22 protein-coding genes are annotated in these 24,673 nt (G+C 39.4%); 7 read left to right on the top strand and 15 right to left on the bottom strand.

Annotated elements, in window-relative coordinates; all coding sequences use genetic code 11:
• Positions 1-72 precede the first annotated feature (72 nt).
• The 6 genes from AC27JR_RS00750 to AC27JR_RS00725 form a co-directional block, all read right to left on the bottom strand.
• Entirely contained in the window at positions 73-684 is a 612-nt protein-coding gene (locus AC27JR_RS00750; RefSeq protein WP_487172442.1) for a DsbA family protein, read from the bottom strand.
• Positions 671-1,777, bottom strand: coding sequence for a GGDEF domain-containing protein (locus AC27JR_RS00745; RefSeq protein WP_487172440.1), 1,107 nt, complete (start codon positions 1,775-1,777; stop codon positions 671-673). The genes AC27JR_RS00750 and AC27JR_RS00745 overlap by 14 nt, the downstream gene beginning before the upstream one ends.
• The gene (locus AC27JR_RS00740; protein ID WP_487172439.1) at positions 1,774-3,663 is read right to left on the bottom strand and encodes a methyl-accepting chemotaxis protein; all 1,890 of its coding nucleotides are present in this window, start codon (positions 3,661-3,663) and stop codon (positions 1,774-1,776) included. Before AC27JR_RS00740 ends, AC27JR_RS00745 begins: the two co-directional genes overlap by 4 nt.
• Before the next feature lie 274 nt (positions 3,664-3,937).
• Complete coding sequence (locus AC27JR_RS00735) at positions 3,938-4,447, bottom strand: RNA methyltransferase (RefSeq protein WP_487172438.1); 510 nt, start codon at positions 4,445-4,447, stop codon at positions 3,938-3,940.
• Positions 4,444-4,959 (bottom strand): YcgN family cysteine cluster protein, encoded by a 516-nt coding sequence (locus AC27JR_RS00730; protein WP_076920211.1) that lies wholly within the window; start codon positions 4,957-4,959, stop codon positions 4,444-4,446. Before AC27JR_RS00730 ends, AC27JR_RS00735 begins: the two co-directional genes overlap by 4 nt.
• A 96-nt stretch (positions 4,960-5,055) precedes the next feature.
• Complete coding sequence (locus AC27JR_RS00725) at positions 5,056-6,873, bottom strand: DUF885 domain-containing protein (protein ID WP_487172437.1); 1,818 nt, start codon at positions 6,871-6,873, stop codon at positions 5,056-5,058.
• A gap of 152 nt (positions 6,874-7,025) precedes the next feature.
• On the opposite strand from AC27JR_RS00725, the gene AC27JR_RS00720 reads away from it, so the two are divergent.
• Positions 7,026-8,297, top strand: coding sequence for a Xaa-Pro dipeptidase (locus AC27JR_RS00720; protein ID WP_487172436.1), 1,272 nt, complete (start codon positions 7,026-7,028; stop codon positions 8,295-8,297).
• A gap of 292 nt (positions 8,298-8,589) precedes the next feature.
• Positions 8,590-11,010, top strand: a complete 2,421-nt coding sequence (locus AC27JR_RS00715; RefSeq protein ID WP_487172435.1) for a TonB-dependent receptor — start codon at positions 8,590-8,592, stop codon at positions 11,008-11,010.
• Positions 11,011-11,064: 54 nt separating this feature from the next.
• Here AC27JR_RS00715 and adhP read toward each other — a convergent pair whose 3' ends face one another.
• Positions 11,065-12,075: an alcohol dehydrogenase AdhP gene (gene adhP, locus AC27JR_RS00710; protein ID WP_054201589.1), complete on the bottom strand. Its 1,011-nt coding sequence runs from the start codon at positions 12,073-12,075 to the stop codon at positions 11,065-11,067.
• 216 nt (positions 12,076-12,291) lie between these two features.
• Between adhP and AC27JR_RS00705 the strand changes: the two genes are divergently transcribed.
• Positions 12,292-12,840 carry a GbsR/MarR family transcriptional regulator gene (locus AC27JR_RS00705; protein ID WP_008111522.1) on the top strand — a complete coding sequence of 183 codons (549 nt, stop codon included), beginning with the start codon at positions 12,292-12,294 and terminating at the stop codon, positions 12,838-12,840.
• Positions 12,841-12,897: 57 nt separating this feature from the next.
• On the opposite strand, the gene AC27JR_RS00700 is transcribed toward AC27JR_RS00705, so the two are convergent.
• Positions 12,898-13,914 carry a lytic murein transglycosylase gene (locus AC27JR_RS00700; protein WP_131692031.1) on the bottom strand — a complete coding sequence of 339 codons (1,017 nt, stop codon included), beginning with the start codon at positions 13,912-13,914 and terminating at the stop codon, positions 12,898-12,900.
• The gene (locus tag AC27JR_RS00695) at positions 13,907-14,188 is read right to left on the bottom strand and encodes a YcgL domain-containing protein (protein WP_076920217.1); all 282 of its coding nucleotides are present in this window, start codon (positions 14,186-14,188) and stop codon (positions 13,907-13,909) included. The genes AC27JR_RS00700 and AC27JR_RS00695 overlap by 8 nt, the downstream gene beginning before the upstream one ends.
• Positions 14,189-14,344: 156 nt before the next feature.
• Here AC27JR_RS00695 and minC point away from each other — a divergent pair, with 156 nt between their 5' ends.
• The 3 genes from minC to minE are packed head-to-tail and all read left to right on the top strand — an operon-like array spanning position 14,345 to position 16,129.
• The gene (gene minC / locus AC27JR_RS00690; protein WP_076920218.1) at positions 14,345-15,049 is read left to right on the top strand and encodes a septum site-determining protein MinC; all 705 of its coding nucleotides are present in this window, start codon (positions 14,345-14,347) and stop codon (positions 15,047-15,049) included.
• Positions 15,050-15,054: 5 nt separating this feature from the next.
• Positions 15,055-15,864 (top strand): septum site-determining protein MinD, encoded by an 810-nt coding sequence (gene minD / locus AC27JR_RS00685; RefSeq protein ID WP_076920219.1) that lies wholly within the window; start codon positions 15,055-15,057, stop codon positions 15,862-15,864.
• 1 nt (position 15,865) lies between these two features.
• A complete protein-coding gene (gene minE / locus AC27JR_RS00680; RefSeq protein WP_008111532.1) occupies positions 15,866-16,129 on the top strand; it encodes a cell division topological specificity factor MinE in 264 nt (87 codons plus the stop codon).
• 54 nt (positions 16,130-16,183) lie between these two features.
• Here minE and rnd read toward each other — a convergent pair whose 3' ends face one another.
• The 3 genes from rnd to AC27JR_RS00665 form a co-directional block, all read right to left on the bottom strand.
• Positions 16,184-17,314 carry a ribonuclease D gene (gene rnd / locus AC27JR_RS00675; RefSeq protein ID WP_487172434.1) on the bottom strand — a complete coding sequence of 377 codons (1,131 nt, stop codon included), beginning with the start codon at positions 17,312-17,314 and terminating at the stop codon, positions 16,184-16,186.
• 50 nt (positions 17,315-17,364) lie between these two features.
• Positions 17,365-19,017: a long-chain-fatty-acid--CoA ligase FadD gene (gene fadD, locus AC27JR_RS00670; protein ID WP_487172433.1), complete on the bottom strand. Its 1,653-nt coding sequence runs from the start codon at positions 19,015-19,017 to the stop codon at positions 17,365-17,367.
• 115 nt (positions 19,018-19,132) lie between these two features.
• Positions 19,133-19,984 carry an alpha/beta fold hydrolase gene (locus AC27JR_RS00665; RefSeq protein WP_487172432.1) on the bottom strand — a complete coding sequence of 284 codons (852 nt, stop codon included), beginning with the start codon at positions 19,982-19,984 and terminating at the stop codon, positions 19,133-19,135.
• Between the two features lie 187 nt (positions 19,985-20,171).
• Here AC27JR_RS00665 and AC27JR_RS00660 point away from each other — a divergent pair, with 187 nt between their 5' ends.
• Positions 20,172-21,461 (top strand): alkaline phosphatase, encoded by a 1,290-nt coding sequence (locus AC27JR_RS00660; RefSeq protein WP_487172431.1) that lies wholly within the window; start codon positions 20,172-20,174, stop codon positions 21,459-21,461.
• A 74-nt stretch (positions 21,462-21,535) separates the two neighbouring features.
• Here the strand turns inward: AC27JR_RS00660 and AC27JR_RS00655 are convergent, their stop codons facing one another.
• The 3 genes from AC27JR_RS00655 to yoaA form a co-directional block, all read right to left on the bottom strand.
• Positions 21,536-21,865 (bottom strand): hypothetical protein, encoded by a 330-nt coding sequence (locus AC27JR_RS00655; protein WP_076920224.1) that lies wholly within the window; start codon positions 21,863-21,865, stop codon positions 21,536-21,538.
• Between the two features lie 72 nt (positions 21,866-21,937).
• On the bottom strand, positions 21,938-22,639 hold the full coding sequence (tsaB, locus tag AC27JR_RS00650) for a tRNA (adenosine(37)-N6)-threonylcarbamoyltransferase complex dimerization subunit type 1 TsaB (RefSeq protein ID WP_487172429.1): 702 nt from the start codon (positions 22,637-22,639) through the stop codon (positions 21,938-21,940).
• An 8-nt stretch (positions 22,640-22,647) separates the two neighbouring features.
• Positions 22,648-24,564 carry a DNA repair helicase YoaA gene (yoaA, locus tag AC27JR_RS00645; RefSeq protein WP_487172428.1) on the bottom strand — a complete coding sequence of 639 codons (1,917 nt, stop codon included), beginning with the start codon at positions 24,562-24,564 and terminating at the stop codon, positions 22,648-22,650.
• Positions 24,565-24,673: the final 109 nt, after the last annotated feature.

Raw genomic sequence — 24,673 nt, 5'->3', positions numbered from 1 at the left:
TTATGACAGTGGTAATAAATTAGCCTTATTGGCCGAGTTGAAAGTGCTGAGGGGATTTTTGGGGACTAAAGTTTACAAGTAAGATTGTATTTCAGTTAGGGTTTGTCGCCAATCTGTGTAGTTAATAGCAATAGGGTAAGCGCGATTATTGTGTATTAATACTAAAGACGGAAAACCTTGAATAGGTAAACTGCGAACATAATTAAGCTCATCATCAAAGCGACGCTTAAGTTCGTTCGAGTGTAACTGCTGAGTAAATAAACAGGGATCTAAACCAATTTTTTCGCATAGTTTAATAAGCACGTATTCATCCGATGGATTTTGCGCCTTTAAATAATACGCTTGTTGAATAGCGTCAATCATCTGTGGCTCTTTGTTAAAGCTACGAGCAATTACAGCCGCTCTGCAGGAGGGGTAAGTAGAACGGCGCGGTTGGCATTCTCGCCAAAAATTAAAATTAAACTCAGTGCCTAATTGGTTGCTAATATTTTGCCATATGCCTTGTAGTTGCAACTGCATATCGGCACTCATTGGCTGGTTGCTATCAGCAGCTAAACCGCCGATTCTATATTCTATAGGCAGAATATTTGCTAGAGCCGATTCAAGTTTTTGCCACGTAGGCTTATATCCCCAGCACCAGCTACACATAGGATCATGCACATAAATAAGCTTATTGACTGACATACTCGCCATGCGCAAATATGACTTTATTGCGCCCTTGTGATTTTGCCTGATATAAATATTCATCGGCTTGTTTTAATGCACTGTCGTAGTCATCAATATGATTAGCTTGTGCAATGCCAATGCTGCAAGTTAACGATACTCGTTGTTGTTTATCAGTTAATATTACATGATGTTGCACGCATTCTCTAAAACGATTAGCCAAAATACTGGCTTCTATGGTGGTCATCTGCGGTAAAATAACCACAAACTCTTCGCCACCATAACGGGCTTTAAGGGCGGTTGCAGAAAATTGCGACTCTAATAATTTAGTAAACTCTATTAATACGGTATCGCCAAAATCATGGCCGTAGGTGTCGTTTAATTGTTTAAAGTTATCTAAATCAATAAGTAGAATAGACAGCGGCAAATAATGCGCTGGCCTTGCAGCAGCAAGCTTTAAAAAATGTGATGTAATAAAACGACGATTAGGCGCCCCTGTAAGCTGATCGGTATACGCGTGTTGTTTTTGCTCTAAAGTTACATCGGCAATGGCAAGGTGGCTACGGTGACGAAAATACTCACCGATAAAAGAAAAAACCAGCACTAATGAAAACGCAGCAATAAAGCGGGTTTTTTCTACCACGCCATAAGCGACTTGGCCTATGTCTGGCCCATAAAGTAGTGCAGCACAACTCAATAACATGCTACCACTCAACCAAGCTCCAAATTTTACGCCGAGAATGGCAAATGCGGCAACAGGATAAAACATTAGCCAATATAAGGCGGTGTTTTCTTTACCGCCGGTGTATACCAATGCTAAACACATCAAAAATACAATCATCAAAGTAATTAGCGCGATAGCATTAAGCTGTTTGGTTTTTATAAAATAAACAATACACCCTACAATGGTTACATTTACTGAAACTAACGCGACAGTTAACATGGGCGCATAAACACCATGGTTTGCAATCACTAAATAAGTAATTAACACCAAGGCAATCGTTATCATGGTAAATAACGAAAACACTTGGCGCTGTCTATCAAAGCTATAAACACTGTCAATATTGATTAAACTGAGCCAGTTTGGTTTATTTATTTTTGTTTTACTGCTCATACTTTGAATTTTTTAACCATCCGCTCTAAGTCACTGAATTGATGTTTGAGCTTAGTGCACTCTTCTAAAGTAAGGTTCAAGTTAGATTGACCTTGAATCGATAGGTCGCTAATAACATGGATATCTGAGTGTAATGATTTAACAACTTGATTTTGCTCATCAGTAGCATTAGCGACACTATGATTAGCATCCGTTATTTGTTTTATCGCACTAATTATTTGTTTCATTACATCGCCAACTGCATCAGCTTGCTGAACACTTTTTTCACTTTCTTCTAAACTGGTTTTCATCAGCTCAACGGCAGAGCTTGAGCCTTTTTGTAGTTCAATTACCGTATTTTCAATTTCTTGGGTTGATTGCTGAGTTCGTTGTGCTAATTGTCTTACTTCATCGGCAACAACGGCAAACCCTCTTCCAGCTTCACCAGCACGTGCCGCTTCTATTGCCGCATTTAAAGCAAGCAAGTTAGTTTGTTCACTTACTCCTTTTATTACCGCTAGAACATTACCGATGTTGGCGGTATGCGAGTCTAAACTATTAATTGTTTCTTGTGCTTGCTCTATATTTTGCGAAAGTTGATGAATGCTCGATACGTTATTCGTTAGTGTTTGCTGATTTTTAGCGCAATATTGATCAGCATCTTTAGCAAGGGTTGAGGCATTACTTGCACTAGTTGAAATTTCTGTTGCGGTGGCTGAAAACTGGTTAATTGCCGATGCCACACTATTGGTACGTTCACTTTGGTCATCATACATAGTTAATGTTGAATCTGTTTGCGTCACCAGTTTAGCAACCGCGGTTTCTAGCAACTGTGTCGAAGACTTAACTTGAACAATTGAATTTTGAATTTTTTCTATAAAAATATTAAATGAATTACTTAACTGACCAAATTCATCATCATTTTCTACACTGAGGCGACGAGTTAAATCACCTTCACCTTGGGCTATATCTCTAATTGCATCGTTTAAGCGATACATAGGACGCATTAAGTAACGTAATAAAAGCTGTAGCGCAAAAACAATGACTAAGGTTCCCACTATTAAATAAATCAGTGCTTTTTGACCAAATGCCGACACACTTTCGAAGGCCGTGTCTTTATTGATCACCGCCCCTAAGTACCAATCAACATTTTCTATGCCTTGAATTTTAGTAAATGACACTAAAACAGTTTCATTAGCAACTTGGTGCTCTGTAAAAGTATCGATTAGCTCAATGTCTTTACCAAATAATTCAGTGAGCGCTTTTGAATTTAACTCACTGTTTGGGTGGCTCAATATTTGGCCCTTTTGGTCTAACAAAAAACCATAGCCTAGCCCTAGAAAATCAATATTATTGATAATCTTAGCAATGGTTTGCATATCGATATCAGCGCCTGCAACTCCTTTAAATTGACCATTAATATTTATGGGCGCAACGGCAGAGATAGTCAGTTCATTGGTGGTCACATCAATATAAGGCGTGGTAAATGCAGTGTTAGTTTTGTTTTCAACTAATTTGTACCAGGGACGACTGGTTGCATCAAAATCGTCGGGTAAAATGACGCTTTGGTCATTTAAAATAAACGCACCTGAGGATTCGCCTATGTAGGTATTTTTAAAATCCCCCGCCATCTCTGCAGTATTTAATTGCGATAACGTGAGCGCTTTAGCATCCTCAACTTGATAGGTTTTTGCTAGCGAGATAACAATGGCTAACTTATTATTCAGCCAGCTTGCTATGTTTTGCGAAACAGACTGGGAACTTTGCTTTAATACTAATGATAGCTGCTCTTGGGTTTGATGACGCATTGAAAAGTAGTTGTTTATAGTGAAAATACCTAACACTAAAACTAACACTAATGACGCAGCGATGGTGATTTTGGAGGTGAATTTTAGCGAGCTAAACATAAGTACCTTAAGAATTAGTCATTATTATCACTGTCTTTTTAACAAATTTTTAACTGAAAGTCTTAGCAAATGTGAACTAAGATTGATTAAATATCAAAAAACAATAATAAAGGGTTATTTTTAATAAATAGCAAAAATTAATCAGGTGATATTTTTGACAAAAGTAGTCTAACTAGTTACAAAGAATAACTCTGTGCAACTAAGCTTCTGAAGAACATAAAAGGATAGAAATTTGAATTTTTAATGACGTTATACTGAGTAATTATTATCTAAATCACTTTTGCCATTTCATTTTATTATTAGTATCGCGTGAGGAAATAATGGTTTCATCACTGCTTTGAATTCCGCCCAATTTAGAGAGTCGGTCATAAAGAACAACATTACAGGTTGCCGCTAAATTCATACAGCCAATAGTAGGGATATACACCACTTCGTCGCACCATTTTAAAACATCTTTGGGCACAGAGCCGTCTTCTGGACCAAATACATAAAATGCGTTCTCAGGGTGGGCAAACTCAGGCAAGGGTGTAGCACCTTCTATTAACTCTATTACCACTACTTTAGCGCCTTGAGGCTTAATTGAAGCTAAATTGTCGGTGGCGGTTAATGGAATACGTTGCACCACGTTTTTAGTATCAGTATGAAACTTTTGTGCGTTTAGATAACGGTTGCCAGTAAAAAACACCTGCTTTGCGTCATAACAACCGGCTGCACGTAACACCCCGCCCACGTTGGTCGGGCTTTTTGGGTTAATTAAACCAATACTTGCTTGTAGCTTACTCACTCGTTGCAATCCTTAGTTGGCCACTCGGCAATATACAAGTCAAAATCTTCTAATTTTACATCACAATCTTTTACTGTTTTGTCTTTAACAGAAATGTTTAGCTCGTGCATTTTAGTTTTATCGCCGTTATTAAGTAACGGATGCCACGTTGCTAAACCACGCCCTTCATGAAGTCGGCGATAGCTACAGCTTTGTGGCATAAAAAAGATGTCTTTTAGGTTTTCTTTAGTAAGCTTAACGCACGAAGGGACTAAGGTTTGGCGGTTTTCGTATTCACTACAGCCACAGGTATTGTTATCAAGGTATTGGCAAACAATATTAGTGAATATAAGTTGTTCGCCTTCTCTTAACTGGTCGGTGGCAGTAAAGTCATCTTCGTCTTCACTGTCAATAAAGGTGTTTAAACAACACTTTCCACATCCATCACAAATGGCTTCCCATTCTTGTTGGTTCATTTCATTGAGACTTTTACTAAGCCAAAATTGGGTATTTGCTAATTGTTGATCAAACATGGTGTTCTCGCCCCTTTTAAGAGCGCGCATTCTAACGTATTGCAGCAAAGCGCGCAAAGCCAATCCCTAATAACAGTATGGCTTCGCGCGATTTTATTACTGCTGAGACTTAACCCAACGTTTAATTTTTTGCTCAAGAATAGGCATAGGTAATGCGCCATCTATTAATATTTGCGTATGAAACGCTTTAATATCAAATTGCTCACCTAATTGCTGGTGGGCGAAATCTCTGAGCTGTTTAATTTTAAACTCGCCCAATTTGTACGATAATGCTTGCCCTGGCCATGCAATATAACGCTCCACTTCAGCAATAACATCACTTTTTGCCATTGAGGAGTTTGCTAACATGTAGTCAATACCTTGTTGACGTGTCCAACCTTTAGCATGAAAGCCTGTATCAAGCACTAAACGCATAGCTCTTAGCTGCTCATCGTTAAGACGCCCGTACCACATGTACGGGTCGGTAAATAAGCCAAGCTCTTTGCCTAAGCTTTCTGCGTATAATGCCCAGCCCTCAGCAAACACCGTGTAGCCGCCAAATTTACGAAAATCGGGAAGGCTTTCCACTTCTTGTTGCAGTGCAATTTGAAAGTGATGACCTGGAGCGGCTTCATGAATAGACAGCGTTTCGAGTAAAAACTTAGGTTGTGCTTTTAAGTTATAAGTATTGATATAAAATATGCCTGGGCGCGAGCCATCAGGAGCGGGCCCCGCATACGACGCTCCCGCAGCCGATTGGGCTCGATAGGCTTCAACAGCTTTTACAACATAAGGTGCCTTAGGCTCAATATTAAATAGCTTTGGTAAGCGAGCGTCTATTTTTGCTTTAATTTGTTCATAGGCGGCAATTAACTCATCAGCCGTTTTGTAATAAAACTCATCTGAGTCGCGTAAGTGATTAAAAAAGGCCGATAAATCGCCTTCAAATCCAACAGTGTTTTTAACCGTTTTCATTTCACTTAAAATTCGAGCCACTTCACTTAAGCCAATCTCATGAATTTCATCAGCAGATAAGCTTAACGTGGTGTTTTTCTTTATTTGGTATTCGTACCACGCTTTACCGTTAGGTAAATCAGCATAACCAACAGAATCGCGAGCATGAGGTATGTAATTGTTGGCTAAAAAGTCGCTCATACGCTGATAAGCAGGTACTAATTTATCTAAAATCAGTGTTTTATACTGCGCTTTTAGCTGTTGCTTTTCATCAGCTGAAAATGAATCGGGAATGGCTTTAATAGGCGAGTAAAAAAGAGAATCTTCAGCGTTAGTAACAACATGCACTTTAAATTGCGGGAGTAATTTTTTTGCTAATGGCATAGGCAAGACCACACCTTGTTTAACACCTTGCGCCATCGATTGTTCAACACTTGCAAGCCATTTAACGAAACCTTCGGCACGCTTGATAAATTTTTCGTAGTCAGCAACGGTATTAAAAGGCTGAGCACTTTGCCCTGAACCAAATCCGGCGAAGGTATTATGCGCACCCGACATTTGATTTATCGGTAACAAATAATCTTTATATTGCATACCCTCAAGTTTAAGAGCTAAATCGCGCGATAACACTTCAAAGTTGAGCAGCGCCTGACCGGTGAGTTGGGATTGATCAATGAGCGTTAAGCGTTGTTGATATTTTTTATAAAATGCGGCTTTTTTATCGCGATTAAGCTGCGATATCTCAGGCAAAAATTGATCATCAAATTCATGGCGGCCATTATAAGTAGCGCTTAATGGATTAAAATCCAATGATTCGTCGTAGTACTGAGCAACGAGCACATCTAATTGCTGCTCGGCTGATAATTCGCTTATGACAGTTGCGACTGACTGATTTGTGTTTAATTGCGAGCTGGTGCTCATACAACCACTTAAGGCAAAAATAACGCTACTGGCAACCAGTGCTATTTTAATAACTTTCATAAATTCCCTTGTTAGTTTTTACCCGCCAATTATGCGGTTTTAAATGGCTTAAATAAAGCAATTGAGGTGAGTGCTGTTCGTCGCTATATTATTTACTCAGTAGCTTATGGTTGCTACATTCAAATGAATGAAAATAATTATAATGATTAACCATGAAAAAACATTTACTGACTGCATCAATCGCATTTCTGAGCTTAACCAGCGCAAGTACACTAGCCACAACCTATATATCAGCCAAAGCTTTGCTTGATGTAGAAACTGGCGAGCTTAAAGCGGATCCGTTGATTGCTATAGAGGATGGCGTTATAAGCCAAATTCAATTTAATAAAAAGCCCAAGCTTAGCAGTAATGATGAACTAATAAACCTACCCACACTCACCCTAATGCCAGGATTAATGGACATGCATGTGCATTTAACCAGCGATCCAACCGTGTCTCGTAGTGAGCGTTTAGGCCAATCAGTTCCGCGTATGGCCATTAAAGCCAGCTATTTTGCTAAGCAAACCTTACAAGCAGGCTTTACCACAGTACGTAACTTAGGTGCTGAAGCCTACAGTGTTATTGCGGTACGAGACGGTATTAATGCAGGCGATATTATCGGCCCACGCATTTGGGCTGCTGGCCCTTCATTGAGCATTACTGGTGGGCACTGCGATAATAATCGCTTACCTCCAGAGATGAAATATACTGCCACCGGCGTTGCGGATGGCCCGTGGGCTGTGCGTATTAAAGTGCGTGAAAATATTAAATATGGCGCCAATGCAATCAAACTCTGCGCCACGGGTGGGGTATTTTCTAAAGGAACAAAAGTAGGCATACAGCAATACGCCTTTGAAGAAATGAAAGCAATAGTTGATGAAGCACACATGCGTGAATTACCTGTTGCCGCTCACGCACATGGAACTAACGGCATTAAAACGGCCATTAAAGCCGGTGTAGATAGTGTTGAGCATGCTAGCTTTTTAGACGATGAAGCGATTGCGCTTGCAAAAGAGTACGGCACTTGGTTATCGATGGATATTTATAATACCGAATATACGCTGAGCTTTGGTGAGCAAAATGGCGTTGATGAAGAAAACCTAAATAAAGAACGCCTTGTATCAAAAAAACAACGCGATAGTTTTAAACGCGCTGTTGAGGCGGGTGTCAATATGGTGTTTGGTACCGACGCAGCTATTTATCCGCATGGTGATAATGCTAAACAGTTTTCCCGTATGGTTGAATTTGGTATGAGTGAATTACAAGCAATTCAAGCCGCAACCATTAACGGTGCTAAATTATTAAAGGCTGATAAACAGCTGGGTCAAATTAAAACCGGTTTTGCAGCTGATATTATAGCGGTAGACGCGAATCCACTGAAAAACATTTCTACGCTAGAGCGTATTCCTTTTGTAATGAAAGCCGGTGTCGTTTACAAGCAGTAAACCCAATACATCTTTATAAGGTTGAGCTTAGCTCAACCTTAACAATCTTTTAGCCAATGTAGCTAAACTGCCCATTTAATCGTCAATACTTTATTAAAATTCTCTCTTAGTTAGGCCAACTTACTCGTGCTATATCCCGTTAACGACTTTAATTTACTTGTTTTTAGAACGCCATGCTCAATAAGCAAGCAAACAACTCATAAATAACAAAAAAAATGAACTTTTTATTTAAATTTAAAATGATAACCATTATCATTCGCACAAATTAACAAATGCGAATGGTTATCAGTTTATGAAAAGGTTTCAATATTCTCTTCTGTCTTTGGCGTGTTTAAACGCAAATTTAGCAATAGCAAGCGAGTCACAAGTTAATTCAGATATTGAAAGAATTAGCGTTTACGAGCAACAAAACCGAGTGGTGATGAGTTCAGGTTTAGCCACTAAATCAGATATGTCACTTATGGAAACCCCTGCACCCGTGGTCATTGTTGATAAAGCGCTGATTGAATCACAAGGTATTGATAGTCTTCAGGATGTGATCCGCAATGTGAGTGGCTTAACTCAAGCGGGGAATAACTATGGCATTGGTGATAACTTAGTTATTCGTGGCTTGGGCGCTAATTACACTTATGATGGCATGTATGGCGGCGCAGGCTTAGGCAATACATTTAACCCTACTCGTTCTTTAACCAATGTTGAATCGATCGAAGTGTTAAAGGGCCCTGCAACTGGCTTATATGGTATGGGTAGTGCCGGTGGTGTGATCAATCTCATTGAAAAGAAACCCCAATTTAACGAGCAACATACGCTAGAAATGGATATCGGTCAGTGGGATAGTTATTCACTAGCACTCGATAGCACCAATGCAATAACCGATGATTTAGCTTATCGGGTAATGGCCAAAACCGCCTCTAGCGATGGCTTTCGTGATTTAAAAGAGCAGCGCGATGAAATTTACTCGTCTTTAAAATATGTGCTTAATGACCAGCAATCTTTTGTATTGTCTGGGGCATATATTAAAGATGCTATTGCAGTGGATTCTATTGGCCACCCTATTCGTATTTTTAACAGTGAATCGGTTAACGGTTTAACTGCAGGAGAAGTATCAGGCGCCGATTTAGTTAATGACCCTACAGCAAGTGGCTTACAATTGAGTGAAGTACAACGAAATGAACTAGCTAACTCTTTAGCAAGCAATGATGGTTTAACACCCTTTAACTTTGGTACCAATGGCATAATATCACCGATGGCAAAGGATAACGAAGGTGAAGAGCTGCGTTTCAAATTAGCGCATAATTATTACATTAGTGATGATTTATTTTTAAATCAACAGCTACAGTACCGTAATTACACCTCTAGCTTTGCTCGCCAAACAGGTGCTTATAATTATGTGTATTGGAACCGACGTGGTGTAATTAACCAAGATCCACGCGCACCGTTAGTTGTTGATAATGTATTACACCCATTTGCGGCCAGACGCCAAGAATATCGCCAAGTAGAAGCAGATGAGAAATCATGGCAATACTTTTTAGATTTACGTTATGACTTTATGCTCGGTAATATAGAAAACGAATTACTGGTTAATGCCAACTACGAAGACCGAGATATTCGTTTTAAACAATACTCCATTTATGATGCCGATAAGGTTATTAAAAACAAAGACGGTGAAGTGATTTATCAAGGTGCACTACCGTATATTTTTGATATACGCCAGCCAAATTGGCCTGCGGATGAATTTGCTGATTATGATCCGCTTAAAACCAGTGATTACAATAAAAAAGTACAAGCATGGGGCGTAGGCCTTCAACATGTTGCTTACATTAACGATAAGATCACTACTCGTATTGGTGTTGCTCATAATCGTATTAAACAAAGTTACGAGCACTTTGGTGTTGACCCTCGTTATAGTCAAAGCCGCGCAAATCCAACGCCAGAAGCAAATACCTCAGACAGTGGTTTAACGTATAACCTAGGTGCTACTTATCAAGTAAACGCTGATATGGCTTTGTTTTTAAATCACTCTAAAGGGCGCACAGCTTACAGTGTTCTTGGCTCTGTTGCAGGCAATGAAGCCGATAGAGACGACTCAGAATCAGTTAGTAATGATTTAGGATTTCGTTTTAAAGCATTTGATGACCAATTACTGGCATCAATTGTGGTATTTGAAAGTGCGCGTACTAATTTAGAATATGCCAACCCTCTTTATGAAGCCGGCGTGTCAGCACCTAATGTAGTAGAGAGCTTCTTTGATGGTGAAGAACAAACAAAAGGTGTAGAGATTGATTTAAATGCTTATTTGAACGATCAATGGAAAGTTAATATCAACGGTGTTTATCAAGACGCCCGCGATAAAACCAACCCAAATCGTGACAGCTATGATACTCGTCAAAAAGGGGGGCCTTATGTAACAGCTAGTTCATGGGTAACATATTCAGCAGCGTTGTTTGAATTACCGCACGCAATAGATTTAAGCGCAGGCTTAACATTTGTTGATAAGCGTAGTACTAACTCAAGTTCATTTGGTATTGATAATGGCTACGTACCGGCTTATACCGTATATGATGCTGCGGTTAGCTATAAAGCAGACAACTGGCAGATGCAATTAAACATTAATAACCTGTTTAATAAAAAATACTATTCTAAAGCCATGTTTTTAGGCGGAATGCCAGGTGAAGAACGTAATGCAAAGCTAAGCTTTAGCTATACGCTATAGTTAAATAAAAGCGCACAAACCGAGTTGGTTTGTGCGCATTCATATTTTATTAAATTAAATTGTAACAACTATGCGGCCGTTTATTTCACCTTTAAGCATGTCATCAAAAATTTCATTAATATCTTCAAGTTTTTTCTCTTCAATGATGGCTTTTACTTTACCTTGTGCGGCAAATTCAAGGCATTCTTGTAAATCTTTACGCGTACCTACAATAGAACCTACTACTGATACACCATTCAGTACAGTATCAAAGATTGGCAGTGGCATATCCTCTGGTGGTAAACCAACTAACACACATTTGCCCCCACGGCGAACACTTTTATATGCTTGTTCAAACCCTGGTTTTGATACTGCGGTACAAACAACAGCATGCGCGCCACCTACTTGCTCAAAAATAGCTTCACTGGGCACCACTTCTTTAAAATCAAGTGTAATATCAGCACCTAACTCTTTAGCTAGCGCCATTTTCTCTTTACCAGTATCTACCGCAATAACATTAAAGCCCATTGCTTTTGCATATTGCACTGCTAAGTGCCCTAAACCACCCACACCCACAATTGCAACCCATTGACCTGGTTTAGCGCCAGACACTTTTAATGCTTTATACGTTGTTACACCGGCACAAAATAACGGGGCAGCTTCAGCAAAACCTAAGCCTTCTGGTATTTTGATGATGTAGTCACCATGTGCTAAACAATATTCTGCATACCCACCGTCAATAGAGTAACCAGTGTTATGTTGCGATAAACAAAGGGTTTCGCGTCCATCTAAACAAAACTCACAATGGCCACACGCACTGTAAAGCCATGGTACGCCTACTCGATCGCCCACTTCTAAGTGCTTAATATTACTGCCTAGTTTTTCTATTACGCCTACACCTTCATGTCCAGGTACTAAAGGCATTTTTGGTTTTACTGGCCAATCACCATGACACGCATGTAAATCGGTGTGACACACACCACAAGCGGCTATTTTTACCAGCACATCGTTAGGACCTACTTCTGGGATAGGTAAATCGGTGATCGCTAACTTGCCTTTGTATTCTGTATTAATTGCTGCTTTCATAGTCATTCCATCGTTTATAAAAAATTATGCTATTTAACATGGGTGTTAAACAACAATGTCATGTTGCATACCCGCAACATACCTCACTATAAATGCTTAAATATTAATCTATATCAATCATTAGTCGTAAAACGTAGTTTTTTATCCCAGCTTAAGTCTTGCCATACTTAACCAGCGTGCTAGCATAGATTTCATTTATTTTTGAAACTTGTAACAATGACATTATCAGAAAAAAACTTTGCCTTTGTAATGCATTGTGGTGAGATGGGCAGCCGCTGGGGATTTAACCGCACCATTGGCCAAATGTGTGGATTATTGATTATTACTAAAGACCCCATGACAGCAAACCAAATTGCCGAGGCACTGAGTATCTCGCGCGGCAACGTCAGCATGGGAATTAAAGAGTTACAATCTTGGCAGCTGATCAAAGTAATGCATATCCCAGGGGATCGAAAAGAGTACTATGCCCCTGCAGGCGATATTTGGGATATGGCAAATCGTGTATTTGAAGAACGTAAAAAACGTGAAGTTGAGCCTACACTGAGCTTACTTAGAGATAATTTACTGGACGAAGCAAGTAACGACGATGAAATTTATGCTCAAAAGCAAATGGGCGAAATCCATAACCTACTTGAAACAGTGACTAAATGGTCGTCAGAATTACAACGTTTAACCCCGGAGCAGCTTAACAAGCTAATGAAGCTAGGGTCAGGGATTGGTAAAGTCATTGACCTAAAAGATAAAATATTTAAAAAAGAAATTTAGTCAATAGGTCACTCACAAAAAAGCCGCAATTTGCGGCTTTTTAGTTATTTGCTTTATTTAAATTTTTGGGTAAGCAATTCTGTCTGACAAATAGCCCACACTAGTTGCAAAGTAATATGACCGATTCCAATGCATAAATACCTTGTAGTTATCGTATGCTAAATACATGCGCCCGTTTACATCATCAGGCATCACTAATGCAGCATCTACAGCAACATTAGGTAAGTCGCTGCCATCAGCACGACGAACCCCCAATGCTTGCCAATCAGCGAGTGAACGCTCTGAATTGTTCCAATATTCAAGCCATTGCTTACGTGTTTTAGTACCGCGCTTTAAGATATATTGTTTATCAAAATCAGCAGGTAATTGAACTTGGCGACCCCAGGTTAAGTTGTCATTCCAGCCCTCTTGCTTTAAATAATTAGCAATAGAGGCAAACGCATCTTCTTTTGTTGTCCAAATATCTTTGCGGCCATCATTGTTGTAATCTACAGCATAGGCATTAAACGAGGTTGGCATAAATTGAGTTTGCCCCATTGCCCCTGCCCATGAGCCTTTAAATTTATCAAGCGTGATATGCCCCGACTTTAATATATCCAGTGCTGCCCACAATTGGCGTTTGTATAACGCTTCACGGCGTCCATCAAATGCCAGTGTTACCAATGAAGAAATCACGTTGTGGCCACCTTGAATAGCACCAAAGTTACTTTCTAAGCCCCAAATAGCCACTATAAAGCGTGCTTGAACACCAAAGTCTTTTGCGACCTTCTCTAAAACGTCTTGATTTTCTTTATACAATTTACGCGCACGATCAATTTTCCATTGCGGCACACGTTTTGGTAAATATGTTTCGAGTGTTTCTTTTACTTCTGGCTGATTTTTATCGGCAGAAATCACTTTTTCTTTGTAAGCAGCGCTAGCAAATGCTTGCTCAATTAACTGAGTGTCGTAGCCTTTAGCTATTGCCTCTTGCTTTAAATTAGTAAGGTATTGTTGAAACTCAGCTTGGGTTTTTGCCATCACCGATGAGCTTAAACAGATACCACACAATACAACTGCTAATTTTTTAATCACTATCTGCTCCATTTTGTTTTCTTAATTGACTTAGCAAGTTTTCCTCTGGTGGCGGAATTTGTAAATAATAGCCTTGGTCGCTAAGCGACTGTTTTAAAGTGTCTAAATCCGCTACGCCTAATTGAGTACGCTTAGCTAAGTTAATGATCATCACATACTGTGGTTGACCAAACATGGTCATTAAAGGTTCCGGAACTTTACTAAAATCGTCTCTTTTTTCAATAAATAAGAAAGTATCTGCTTTTTTCTTACTTTTATATACCGCAGTTAGCATTATGGCCCTATAAAATCTTGCTTAACAGTGCTACACACTATAACATGGCAATAATAATAAGTTATAAAAATTAGAGTGAAAACTACAATAAACGCCTTGTTCAGCCTAGGTTTATATAAAAATTTCACACTAATCAGACAATCCAGTTGAGCATCTATGTCGGACCAAATTTTTGAGCTAAAGGGCAATCTTTTTACCTTATCAGTTTTACATCTTTATAGTACTGATATCCCCCTTTTAGCAGAACAACTGTATATAAAGATAGCCCAAGCCCCAAAATTCTTTGAGGGTGCCCCCATTGTTGTCAATTTAATTGAAGTAAAAAATAATCCTATTGATTTTGTTCACTTAAAATCACTCATCGAACGAATGAGTTTTAATGCTGTGGGTGTATGTAATGGTTCTGATGAGCAGCACAAACAAGCGAAAGCTGCTGGTTTGTCTGTTTTAAACTATTCACAAGACGTTAAGACTGAACCCGCAAGAGTAGAGCCTAATACGTCAGTGGTTGAAAAAACCGTATATTTACCAGCACAAATTATTAATGGTGCGGTTCGCTCAGGCCAACAAGTTTATGCCAAAGACCGCGATTTGGTGGTGTTAGGCGCAGTAAGCCATGGTGCAGAAGTAATTGCTGATGGCAATGTACATATTTATGGAACCCTACGCGGCCGTGCAATTGCCGGTGCAAAAGGGCTCGAAAACGCATACATTTTTTGTAATAAATTAGAAGCAGAACTCGTTTCAATCAATGGTAATTACTGGATCAGTGACTCACTGCAAGGTGAACACTGGGGTAACGCAGTTCAAATACAACAAAAAAATGAATCTTTAGAAATTTCAGCTTTGGTTAAAGGATAAATCTCATGGCAAAAATAATTGTCGTTACCTCGGGTAAAGGGGGTGTTGGTAAAACAACATCAAGCGCAGCAATTGGTACAGGCTTAGCATTAAAAGGCTATAAGACTGTTATCATCGATTTTGATATCGGCCTACGAAACTTAGACCTTATTATGGGTTGTGAACGTCGCGTAGTGTATGACTTTGTCAATGTGATCAATGGTGAAGCCAACCTTAACCAAGCACTTATAAAAGACAAACGTGTAGAGAAGTTATTTTTACTTCCTGCATCGCAAACACGCGATAAAGACGCGTTGACACGTGAAGGCGTTGAACGTGTTCTAAACGAGTTAAAAGAAGACTTTGACTACATAGTCTGTGATTCTCCAGCGGGTATTGAAGCCGGTGCCATGATGGCCATGTACTTCGCTGATGAAGCGATTGTAACTACCAACCCAGAAGTATCGTCTGTACGAGACTCTGACCGTATACTAGGTATTTTACACAGTAAATCTAAACGCGCCGAAGAAGGTTTGGAAAACATTAAAGAGCATTTGCTAATAACACGCTATAATCCAGATCGTGTATCAAAAGGTGAAATGCTATCTGTTGAAGATATCCAGGACATTCTAGCCATCGACTTGCTAGGTGTCATTCCTGAATCTCAAGCAGTACTTAGTGCATCAAACTCTGGACAACCCGTTATTCTTGATAGCGAATCAGACGCAGGCCAAGCTTATGCTGATGCGATCAGTCGTTTATTAGGCGAAACAGTTGAATTTAGATTTTTAGATGTAGAGAAAAAGGGTTTATTCAAACGGATATTTGGAGGTTAATGTGTCTTTACTTGACTACTTCCGCTCAGAAAAGAAAAACAGTGCGTCATTAGCAAAAGAGCGATTGCAGATCATTGTCGCGCACGAACGTTCTCAGCGAGGCACACCTGATTACTTGCCACAATTAAAGCAAGATATATTAGATGTCATTCGTAAGTACGTAAATGTAGGCGCTGATGCAGTTCAAGTTCAGTTTGATCAAAATGAAGACGACTTAGCCGTTCTAGAGCTCAATGTCACATTACCTGACGAAGAAAAGAAATAAAAAATAAGGGCGCTAAGCGCCCTTTTTATTTGTTTGTAATTCGCCTATTAGACTTTAATTATCCCACTCTTTAAGCGTATCTTTAACAAAATCATATCGCCATGAGCTCAGTAAATCTGGCTTTATGTGCTTTGATTTTTGCTCATCAGTTAACTTCCAGTTCCAACTTATAAGCTGATTCACTTGCTTTTTAGAGGCCATAACGTCTTCAGGTATATTGTGCTCTTTAGCTACTTTAGTAATTTTTTGTTTAATTTCTTTTGCTACTTTTTTGTAAGTAGGAAAATCAATTAAGCGTTTTAGTACCTGTGGATGCTGCTCAGCTGGAACAGCTTTAGCTTGCTCAATACACTTTAAAATTTCCACTCCAGAACGGTTTACTTCAATGGGCTCGACACCGGGAATTTGTCTTAGAGCATTTAAACTTGACGGGCCTCGCTTAGCGATTTCTGTCATATTGTGCTCTTTAAGAACAAAATTAAGCGCGAGATTTTTACGAATTGCTTTATTTCTTCGCCACACGGCTAACTCTTTAAGTACCGCTAACTCATGCGGCTTAAGCTGCCATGCATTTTTAATTTCTTTATAAAGCAGTTCATCTGGTGTTTGAAAAGCACGCTTGTTTGCCACTAATTCACTTTCATTAATAACGATATCGAATAAATCCGCCGCTTTAATGCTGTCTATAATTAACTCAAAACAAGGCAGTAAATGAAACGTATCAGCCGCGGCGTATTCAAGCTGTTTTTGAGTAAGAGGTCGTTGTAACCAATTAGTACGTGATTCACTTTTATCAATGTCAATATTCAATAAGGTTTTTACCATTAGGGCAAATCCCATGCAGTTACCTTCACCTAGTAGTTGAAGTGCAAACTGGGTATCGAATAAGGGATAGGGAACAAACCCCGCATACTTTTGAAAAACTTCAATATCTTCTGAGGGAGAATGAAGTACTTTTAGCACGTTCGGATCTTTAAGTATTTGCCAAAAATCAAACAAGGAAAGCTCTGCAAGCGGGTCGATAAGAGCTAAGTGTTCGCCATCATAAACTTGAATTAGTGCAACTTCGGGATACAAAGTACGGCGGCGCATAAACTCGGTATCAATAGCAAGAATGGGTTTGTTTTTTATTTGTTCTACAAACGTATTTAGCTCATTTTGGGTTTGGATCAATTGGTAGTGCACTGAGTCTCCTACAATAAAAAAGCCGACAAATGTCGGCTTTTTTATAGTTGCTAATCTTTTAAGGCTCTTCTGAGAATTTTACCCACGTTAGTTTTGGGTAACTCATCCTTAAACTCAACGAGTTTAGGAACCTTATAATTAGTTAAATTATCACGACAATGTTTTATTATATCTTTTTCAGTTAAAGAAGGGTCTTTTTTCACAACAAAAACTTTAACTTGTTCACCGCTAATGTCATGAGGAATACCAATTGCGGCAACTTCTAATACACCTTCGTGCATCGCAACCACTTCTTCAATCTCATTTGGGAATACATTAAAGCCTGAAACAATAATCATGTCTTTTTTACGGTCAACAATATAGAAGAAGCCTTCATCATCGTATGTCGCAATATCACCTGTTGCAAACCAGCCATCTTTTAAACATTCGGCGGTTGCATCTGGGCGGTTATAATAACCAAGCATTACTTGCGGGCCTTTAACCCACAATTCACCTGGCTCACCTTTAGCCGCTTCTTCACCATTATCAAGCATTAATTTAATATCTGTACTTGGTGCAGGTAAACCAATAGAGCCATTATAAGCCTCTAAATCGTACGGGCTAATTGTAACTAATGGCGAACATTCTGTCAGGCCATAGCCTTCCATTAACTTGCTGTTAGTGACCTTCTGCCATTTTTCTGCAACAGGACGTTGAACAGCCATACCGCCACCCAATGACATTTTAAGGTGACTAAAGTCAAGTTCAGAGAAACCCGGAGTATTTAATAAGCCATTAAATAGAGTATTAACACCTGTAATAGCAGTAAATTTATGCTGACTAAGCTCTTTTACAAACCCTGGCATATCACGTGGATTAGTAATTAAAACGTTTAAGCCACCATATTTCATAAATGCTAAACAGTTCGCCGTTAATGCAAATATATGATAAAGCGGAAGTGCAGTAATAACCACTTCACTACCACGGTCAAGCACGTTATCTAAACAACCAGATACTTGCTCAAGGTTACCCACCATATTGCCATGGCTTAACATAGCGCCTTTTGACACACCGGTAGTTCCACCAGTGTACTGTAAAAAAGCTAAGTCGCTTAGGTTTACGTCTGGGCGTTTGTAACCGTTTGGATCTGCTTTTAATAAATCGCAGAAGTTAATCGTGTTTGGCAACGTGTAGTTCGGCACCATTTTTTTGAAATGCTTAACTACAAAATTAACTAAATGCTTTTTAAGGCCGCCCATCATGTCACCCACTTGTGTAACCACAATGTGTTTCACGTCGGTGTTAGGCAGCGCTTTTTCAAGCGTGACAGCAAAGTTAGCCAGTATAAATATTGCTGATGTTTCAGAGTCTTTCAACTGGTGCTCTAGCTCGCGTACGGTGTAAAGTGGGTTAACGTTAACCACCACGCACCCTGCACGTAAAATACCTAAGATAGCAATAGGGGTTTGCAACAAGTTAGGCATCATCACAGCGACTTTATCGCCTTTTTTTAACCCTAAATCGTTTTGAATATAGGCGGCAACGCGTTTTGTTGCAGCATCTATATCGTTGTAAGACAATGTTTTACCCATATTTGTAAATGCAGGTAAATTTTTGTATTCATTAAAACTTTTTTCAAACACTTCGAGTAACGAGTTGTAGTGCTCAGGATCGATTGTTTCAGGCATACCTTCTGGGTAGCGCTTAAGCCAGATTTTTTCCACTCTTAGCCCCTGTTTATAATTATATTTTTATTAACCTTAATCTAAGTAAGGCACTTTCACAATTGAGCAAATACTCTAATCTAGAGATAATCCCACATTTATCGCTAATATACAATTAACATGCACTACTTTGCAGCATAAATGCTTGAATGTGTTCAAAACATAGCCCACTGCTTTGCATATGGCAGTGATGCCCGCCAGGCACTTCTAATACTCTCAAGTTATTGTAATAATTACTATACTTATCTAAGTTTTGTTTTACAAATGGATAACCTTTATCACCTAATATTAATTGACATGGTGCAATTAATTCTTTTATTGCACCAATACATTGCGCTTCATCAAATCGAAAACCTGAGTGATTTTTAAGCTTAGGGTCAGTCGTTAACTCAAACCCACTGTGCATTTGTTTTATGTTTCTGTCCATTAACAGCGCAATTAGTTCATCATTTAAATCTGTTGTTTTTGAACGTGCTTGATAAATTTGCTGCTTTGACGTGTATATCCTCGGTTTTTTAGTGGTTATCCGTGCTCGGTTAAGTATGGCACTTCTTAGCTGCGAAGCGACTTCATCTGCTTGGGTTGTAACGCAACCTATTCCTTCAATAAAAGAAACGGATTTAACATATTCGCTGAAACAACTTGCAAATAAACCCGCGACCATCGCCCCCATTGAATGCCCTACCAAATGTACTTTTTTTATATTAAGCGCATTAATGAAGGCGTAAACATCATCTACATAATCTATGAAATAATAGTGAGCTTGCGTGCTTCGCCAAGATGACAGACCATGCCCTGCAAAATCAATACAATACCATGTTTGATTTGAGGGTACATTAGTAAGCATAGGCGCAAAACTGGCACTGTTATCTAACCAACCATGAAGCGCGATAACAATCTCTTCACCGTCTCCAAATTTAAGGCCATGTATATCTAAGTCATTAGCTTTGACAGAAAGTGGTTGCAATGCAAACCTCTATTTTTTATTTGGTTATGGCAATAACATACAAGAGATAATAAACAAATAATAGAACCGAGCGAATAGAAAACATACTTAAATTTTTAGATTTCATGTACATATTCATTTATTTATCTCGTCATCAGTATACAATAATAATCGCTATTAAAATAAGTACACTTAAAGGGTACACACAATGAAAAAACAGTTCGGATTATTAGCGCTTTTATGTACAACAACAGGAGCTTTCGCTCAAACAGCGCCTAAAAATGTTATTTATATGATTGGTGATGGCATGGGTCCCGCTTTCACAACCGCTTATCGATACTACAAAGACGACCCAACAACAAAAGAAATAGAAATCACCGTTTTCGATACCATGCTAAAAGGTATGGCACATACTTATCCTGACGACCATACGTACGTAACCGACAGCGCAGCGGGTGCAACAGCACTAAGTAGCGGTCATAAAAGTTATAATGGCGCAATTGCGGTTGATACAGCTAAAAAACCAGTTAAAACAATGCTAGAAATTGCAAAAGAGCAAGGAATGACAACAGCATTAGTGGCGACTTCACAAATAAACCATGCAACACCAGCAAGCTTTGCCGCACATAATGAATCAAGAAGAAACTATGATGATATTGCCAATGACTACATTGACAATAAAATTGCAGGTAAATTACCAGTTGATTTAATGTTAGGCGGTGGTACTCAGTACTTTATTCGTGATGACAGAAACTTAGTTGACGAGTTTAAACAAGCTGGTTATCAATACGGCGATGATATTCAAAACCTTGGTCAAATAACTCAAGTGCCTGCTATAGGTTTATATGCACCTAAAGGCTTGCCGTTTGCTCTTGATGAAAACCCAACAAGATTAAAGCAATTAACTGCTAAAGCGTTTGATTTGCTTGATGGGCAAAATGATAAAGGCTTTTTTGTGATGATAGAAGGCAGCCAAATTGATTGGTGTGGCCACGCGAATGATATTGCTTGTGCAATGGCTGAAATGGACGATTTTGCTAAATCAATCGAAACGGCTAAAGCTTATGTAGATAACAACCCAGACACTATTTTGGTGATCACAGCTGATCACTCAACAGGCGGTTTAACTATTGGTGCACATGGCCAATATAAATGGGAAACAGATATCATCAAAGGTGTTAAAGCCACTGCAGGTACGTTGACTAATTTATTAATGGAGTCAGATAACCTTAAAACGGTTTGGCAGGCTAATACCAGTATTGAATTTACAGCTGAAAACGAAATTAAACTTAAGCAAGCCAAAGCTATGGGTGAGAAAACCCTAAACTTGGCCGTTAAAAGCATTATTAATGACTTAAGTTTTACTGGCTGGACAACGGGCGGTCACACAGCGTCTGATGTACAAGTATTTGCTTATGGCAAAAATAGCGATGACTTTGTTGGCTCTCAAAATAATACCGATATAGCTAAAAAATTGATTGGTTATATAGAAAAATAATCTCAGTAATGAAAATAAAAAGCCCGAATGATTCATTCGGGCTTTTTTATTTGCTGATTTTTATCAGGTTTTAACTAGGCGTATATATCAACACCAATTAAACTTTGAACTTCAGCTCTTCGCTCTAAATTAGCAAACTCAGTATAAGTCGAAATCGCTTTGCTTACTTGGGCACTGGGTTGATCGTAAATAGTTTGGCTGTATTGGGTGTCTTTGCTGTTCGCTTTTGTAAACTCTTTTGCAAGTTCAAGCCCTTCTGGGCTGCTTTTGACATAATCGGTATTAGTTTTTTGTGGTTTGGCTTGCTCTAGTACTCGTTCAGGCTGCGCCGGAACTACCGAAGTAGAACGCACCTTAGCAGGTATATCACCTGTAAAAAAACCAGAACTTATAGGTAGCGACACAGCGCTTCTCCAACCAACAACATAATTAAATTATGATTTAAAATCGCTTAATTTGCAAACAACCGTGTTTGTTTATTCACGGCCCGGTAATTTTTTCCATGTTACCGTGTCACGCACATACTTTGGTTGTGCATCACTGGCTTTTACACCCTTACCAGCAAGATACTGCGCCTCTACTAGGGCCAGCATATAGTGTGCATCCGGTAAGGTTATTGCTGGCTGTATGGTTACATTATTAAATGCTGTTAATGCGTCAGGGTAACTTTTAAACCCAGTTCCTACCCCTGCAGCATCGATGTTTATATCTATCAAGGTTGCATCTAACAATTCAGGTTTGAATACTCGTTCTTCGCCTTTAAGTGTCATCAATCCATCTTTTGCGTGGTACTGAGCAAAATATATTTCTCCCATACGCGCATCAATACTAGAATAAACTACGTCAGCACCAAACTGTTCTAATGCCTGCTGTGCCATGACTGCTAAAGTAGATACCCCAACTAATGGTAAATTAGTTGAATACGCAAGACCTTGGGCAATGGCTACGCTAATACGAACGCCGGTGAAACTTCCAGGACCTTGGCCAAATCCTATTACGTCTAAATCTTTTAATTTACAGCCGGCTTTACCAAGTAACTCATCAATAAGTGGCAGTATTTTTTGACTATGTTGCTGTGGACACTCTTCAAAATGATGAAATGTTTTACCCTGATAATGCAAAACAATTGATAATGCCTCAGTAGAAGCGTCTAGGGCGAGAATATTACTTTTGATCATTTTTGTACTCAATTAATATGTTTTAAAAATGTATTGGCATCTTCTAAGCTTCGTGTACGGCGCATTGGCGGTAAACTCTTTAAAAATACTTGTCCGTATTGGCGTGTAACTAAGCGATTATCGCAAATCACTAGCACGCCTTTATCTTTGTTGTCTCTTATTAAGCGACCTACCCCCTGCTTTAATGCAATCACTGCTTGGGGTAATTGAATATGTGCAAACGGGTCTTTGCCTTGCATTTGACAATCTTGCATTTTAGCTTGTAGTAAAGGGTCATCAGGGGCAGCAAACGGTAGCTTATCAATAATAACACAGCTTAAGGTACTGCCTCGTACATCAACCCCTTCCCAAAATGACGCGGTCCCCAGTAATACCGCATTACCATGGCGAGTAAATTTTTCTAATATAATGCGTTTAGACATTTGCCCTTGCATATAAACTGGGTAGTCCATTTGCGTCGTTAAGCCCTCAGCCACTAAATGCATCATACGGTAACTGGTAAATAACACAAAACAGCGCCCCTTAGCCGACTTTATGAGCTCTAAAGTCAGTTTTACAATAGCATGGGGCATATTATCTTCATGCGATTGAGGTAAATAACGAGGTAAGCACAGCAACGCCTGATTGGCATAATCAAACGGGCTATCAACCATCATACTTTGCTTTGGCTTTAAGCCAAGGCTTGCATTAAAGTGGCTCAGTTCATTGTCGACCGATAACGTGGCGGAGGTAAATACAAACCCCGCACCAGATTCTTTCATCATCAATGCAAATTTTGCCGATACGTTTAATGGCGTTATATTGATTGTTAAATAGCGCCTCGTGGTTTCATACCAGTAACTAAACCCTGTCTGGGCGGTATCGAATACGCGTTCTAACTGGCCTTTAAAAGCCAATACACGTTCAAACGGATGTTCTATTTTATCGCTGCGCTCTAAGCATAACTTTAAAACCTGATACACAAACTCTAAATCACTAATTACGCGGTGTAATGCCGAGCAAATAAGCTTATTGCTGAGCTTTTCGCGCCAATCGCCTCGGCTACCATCAACTCCAAACTGCAGCCTTAAATCAGCGACACTGGTTTCCAGTTTATTTAAACTTTTGCCTAATTGCAGCATATCGGGAATTTCAGCGCGGTAAATAGCGCGCAAATCGTTAATTAAATCCACCAGCTTTTTGGTGCTCATGGTTTCGCCAAAATAGTCGCTGGCAATTTCGCTTAATTGGTGAGCTTCATCAAATATGTAGGCATCAGCATTAGGCATCAGCTCTGCAAAACCTGATTCTTTTACCGCCATATCGGCAAAAAATAAATGGTGATTAATTACCACAACATCGGCATCAGCCGCTTTTAAACGTGCTTTGCGAATATAGCATTCTTGAAAGTCAGGGCATTCTTTGCCTAAGCAATTATCAGCGGTTGAGCTTACATAAGGTAGCACTTTGGCGTCTTCTTCAATACCAATGCAATCGGCAAGATCACCGCTGTGGGTCTCACTGGCAAACTTTGCAACCATAGCAAGCTGATGCATAACATCAGGGTCGTCTGTGGGTACGTGTGCCACATGCTGAGTTAGTCGATACGTACACAAGTAATTGGCACGCCCTTTTAACAAGGCCGTTTTTTTCGCTGCACCTAAGGCTTTTACTAATACGGGTAAATCGCGGTGATAAAGCTGCTCTTGCAGTGCTTTAGAACCGGTTGAGATAACTGTTTTACCTTTAGATTTAAGTGCGGGGGCTAAATAGGCAAAGGTTTTACCTGTGCCAGTACCTGCCTCAACAACAAGTTGAGCTCGGGTTTGTAATGCATCATCAACTGCCACTGCCATATCGATTTGAGGCTGGCGTGGTGTGTATCCATCTATTGATAAAGCCAAAGGCCCGGTCGCACTAAACAGCTGTTTGATAATACCAATCACTTTGTAAAAAATAATAGCGGGATTTTACGTAAGCCTAGAGCCAAGAGCAAGTAATGCCGTTATTAATCAGTCCCCCTCTACATTGAGAAGAATTTTTAACACGCAGTGG

This window comes from Pseudoalteromonas sp. NH0006-26, from assembly GCF_057552415.1.
The sequence above is the reverse complement of the archived record's forward strand: the minus strand, read 5'-3'. Positions and strand labels throughout refer to the sequence as shown.

Excerpts from the sequence above, each read along its gene's own strand:
- adhP (WP_054201589.1), bottom strand. The coding sequence starts at position 12,075 with ATGAAAGCAGCAATTAATACAGAATACAAAGGCAAGTTAGCGATCACC.
- AC27JR_RS00750 (WP_487172442.1), bottom strand. The coding sequence starts at position 684 with ATGTCAGTCAATAAGCTTATTTATGTGCATGATCCTATGTGTAGCTGG.
- minC (WP_076920218.1), top strand. The coding sequence starts at position 14,345 with ATGTCGGACCAAATTTTTGAGCTAAAGGGCAATCTTTTTACCTTATCA.
- AC27JR_RS00705 (WP_008111522.1), top strand. The coding sequence starts at position 12,292 with ATGACATTATCAGAAAAAAACTTTGCCTTTGTAATGCATTGTGGTGAG.
- tsaB (WP_487172429.1), bottom strand. The coding sequence starts at position 22,639 with ATGATCAAAAGTAATATTCTCGCCCTAGACGCTTCTACTGAGGCATTA.
- AC27JR_RS00695 (WP_076920217.1), bottom strand. The coding sequence starts at position 14,188 with ATGCTAACTGCGGTATATAAAAGTAAGAAAAAAGCAGATACTTTCTTA.
- minD (WP_076920219.1), top strand. The coding sequence starts at position 15,055 with ATGGCAAAAATAATTGTCGTTACCTCGGGTAAAGGGGGTGTTGGTAAA.
- AC27JR_RS00720 (WP_487172436.1), top strand. The coding sequence starts at position 7,026 with ATGAAAAAACATTTACTGACTGCATCAATCGCATTTCTGAGCTTAACC.
- AC27JR_RS00660 (WP_487172431.1), top strand. The coding sequence starts at position 20,172 with ATGAAAAAACAGTTCGGATTATTAGCGCTTTTATGTACAACAACAGGA.
- AC27JR_RS00715 (WP_487172435.1), top strand. The coding sequence starts at position 8,590 with ATGAAAAGGTTTCAATATTCTCTTCTGTCTTTGGCGTGTTTAAACGCA.
- AC27JR_RS00730 (WP_076920211.1), bottom strand. The coding sequence starts at position 4,959 with ATGTTTGATCAACAATTAGCAAATACCCAATTTTGGCTTAGTAAAAGT.
- AC27JR_RS00725 (WP_487172437.1), bottom strand. The coding sequence starts at position 6,873 with ATGAAAGTTATTAAAATAGCACTGGTTGCCAGTAGCGTTATTTTTGCC.
- AC27JR_RS00745 (WP_487172440.1), bottom strand. The coding sequence starts at position 1,777 with ATGAGCAGTAAAACAAAAATAAATAAACCAAACTGGCTCAGTTTAATC.
- AC27JR_RS00740 (WP_487172439.1), bottom strand. The coding sequence starts at position 3,663 with ATGTTTAGCTCGCTAAAATTCACCTCCAAAATCACCATCGCTGCGTCA.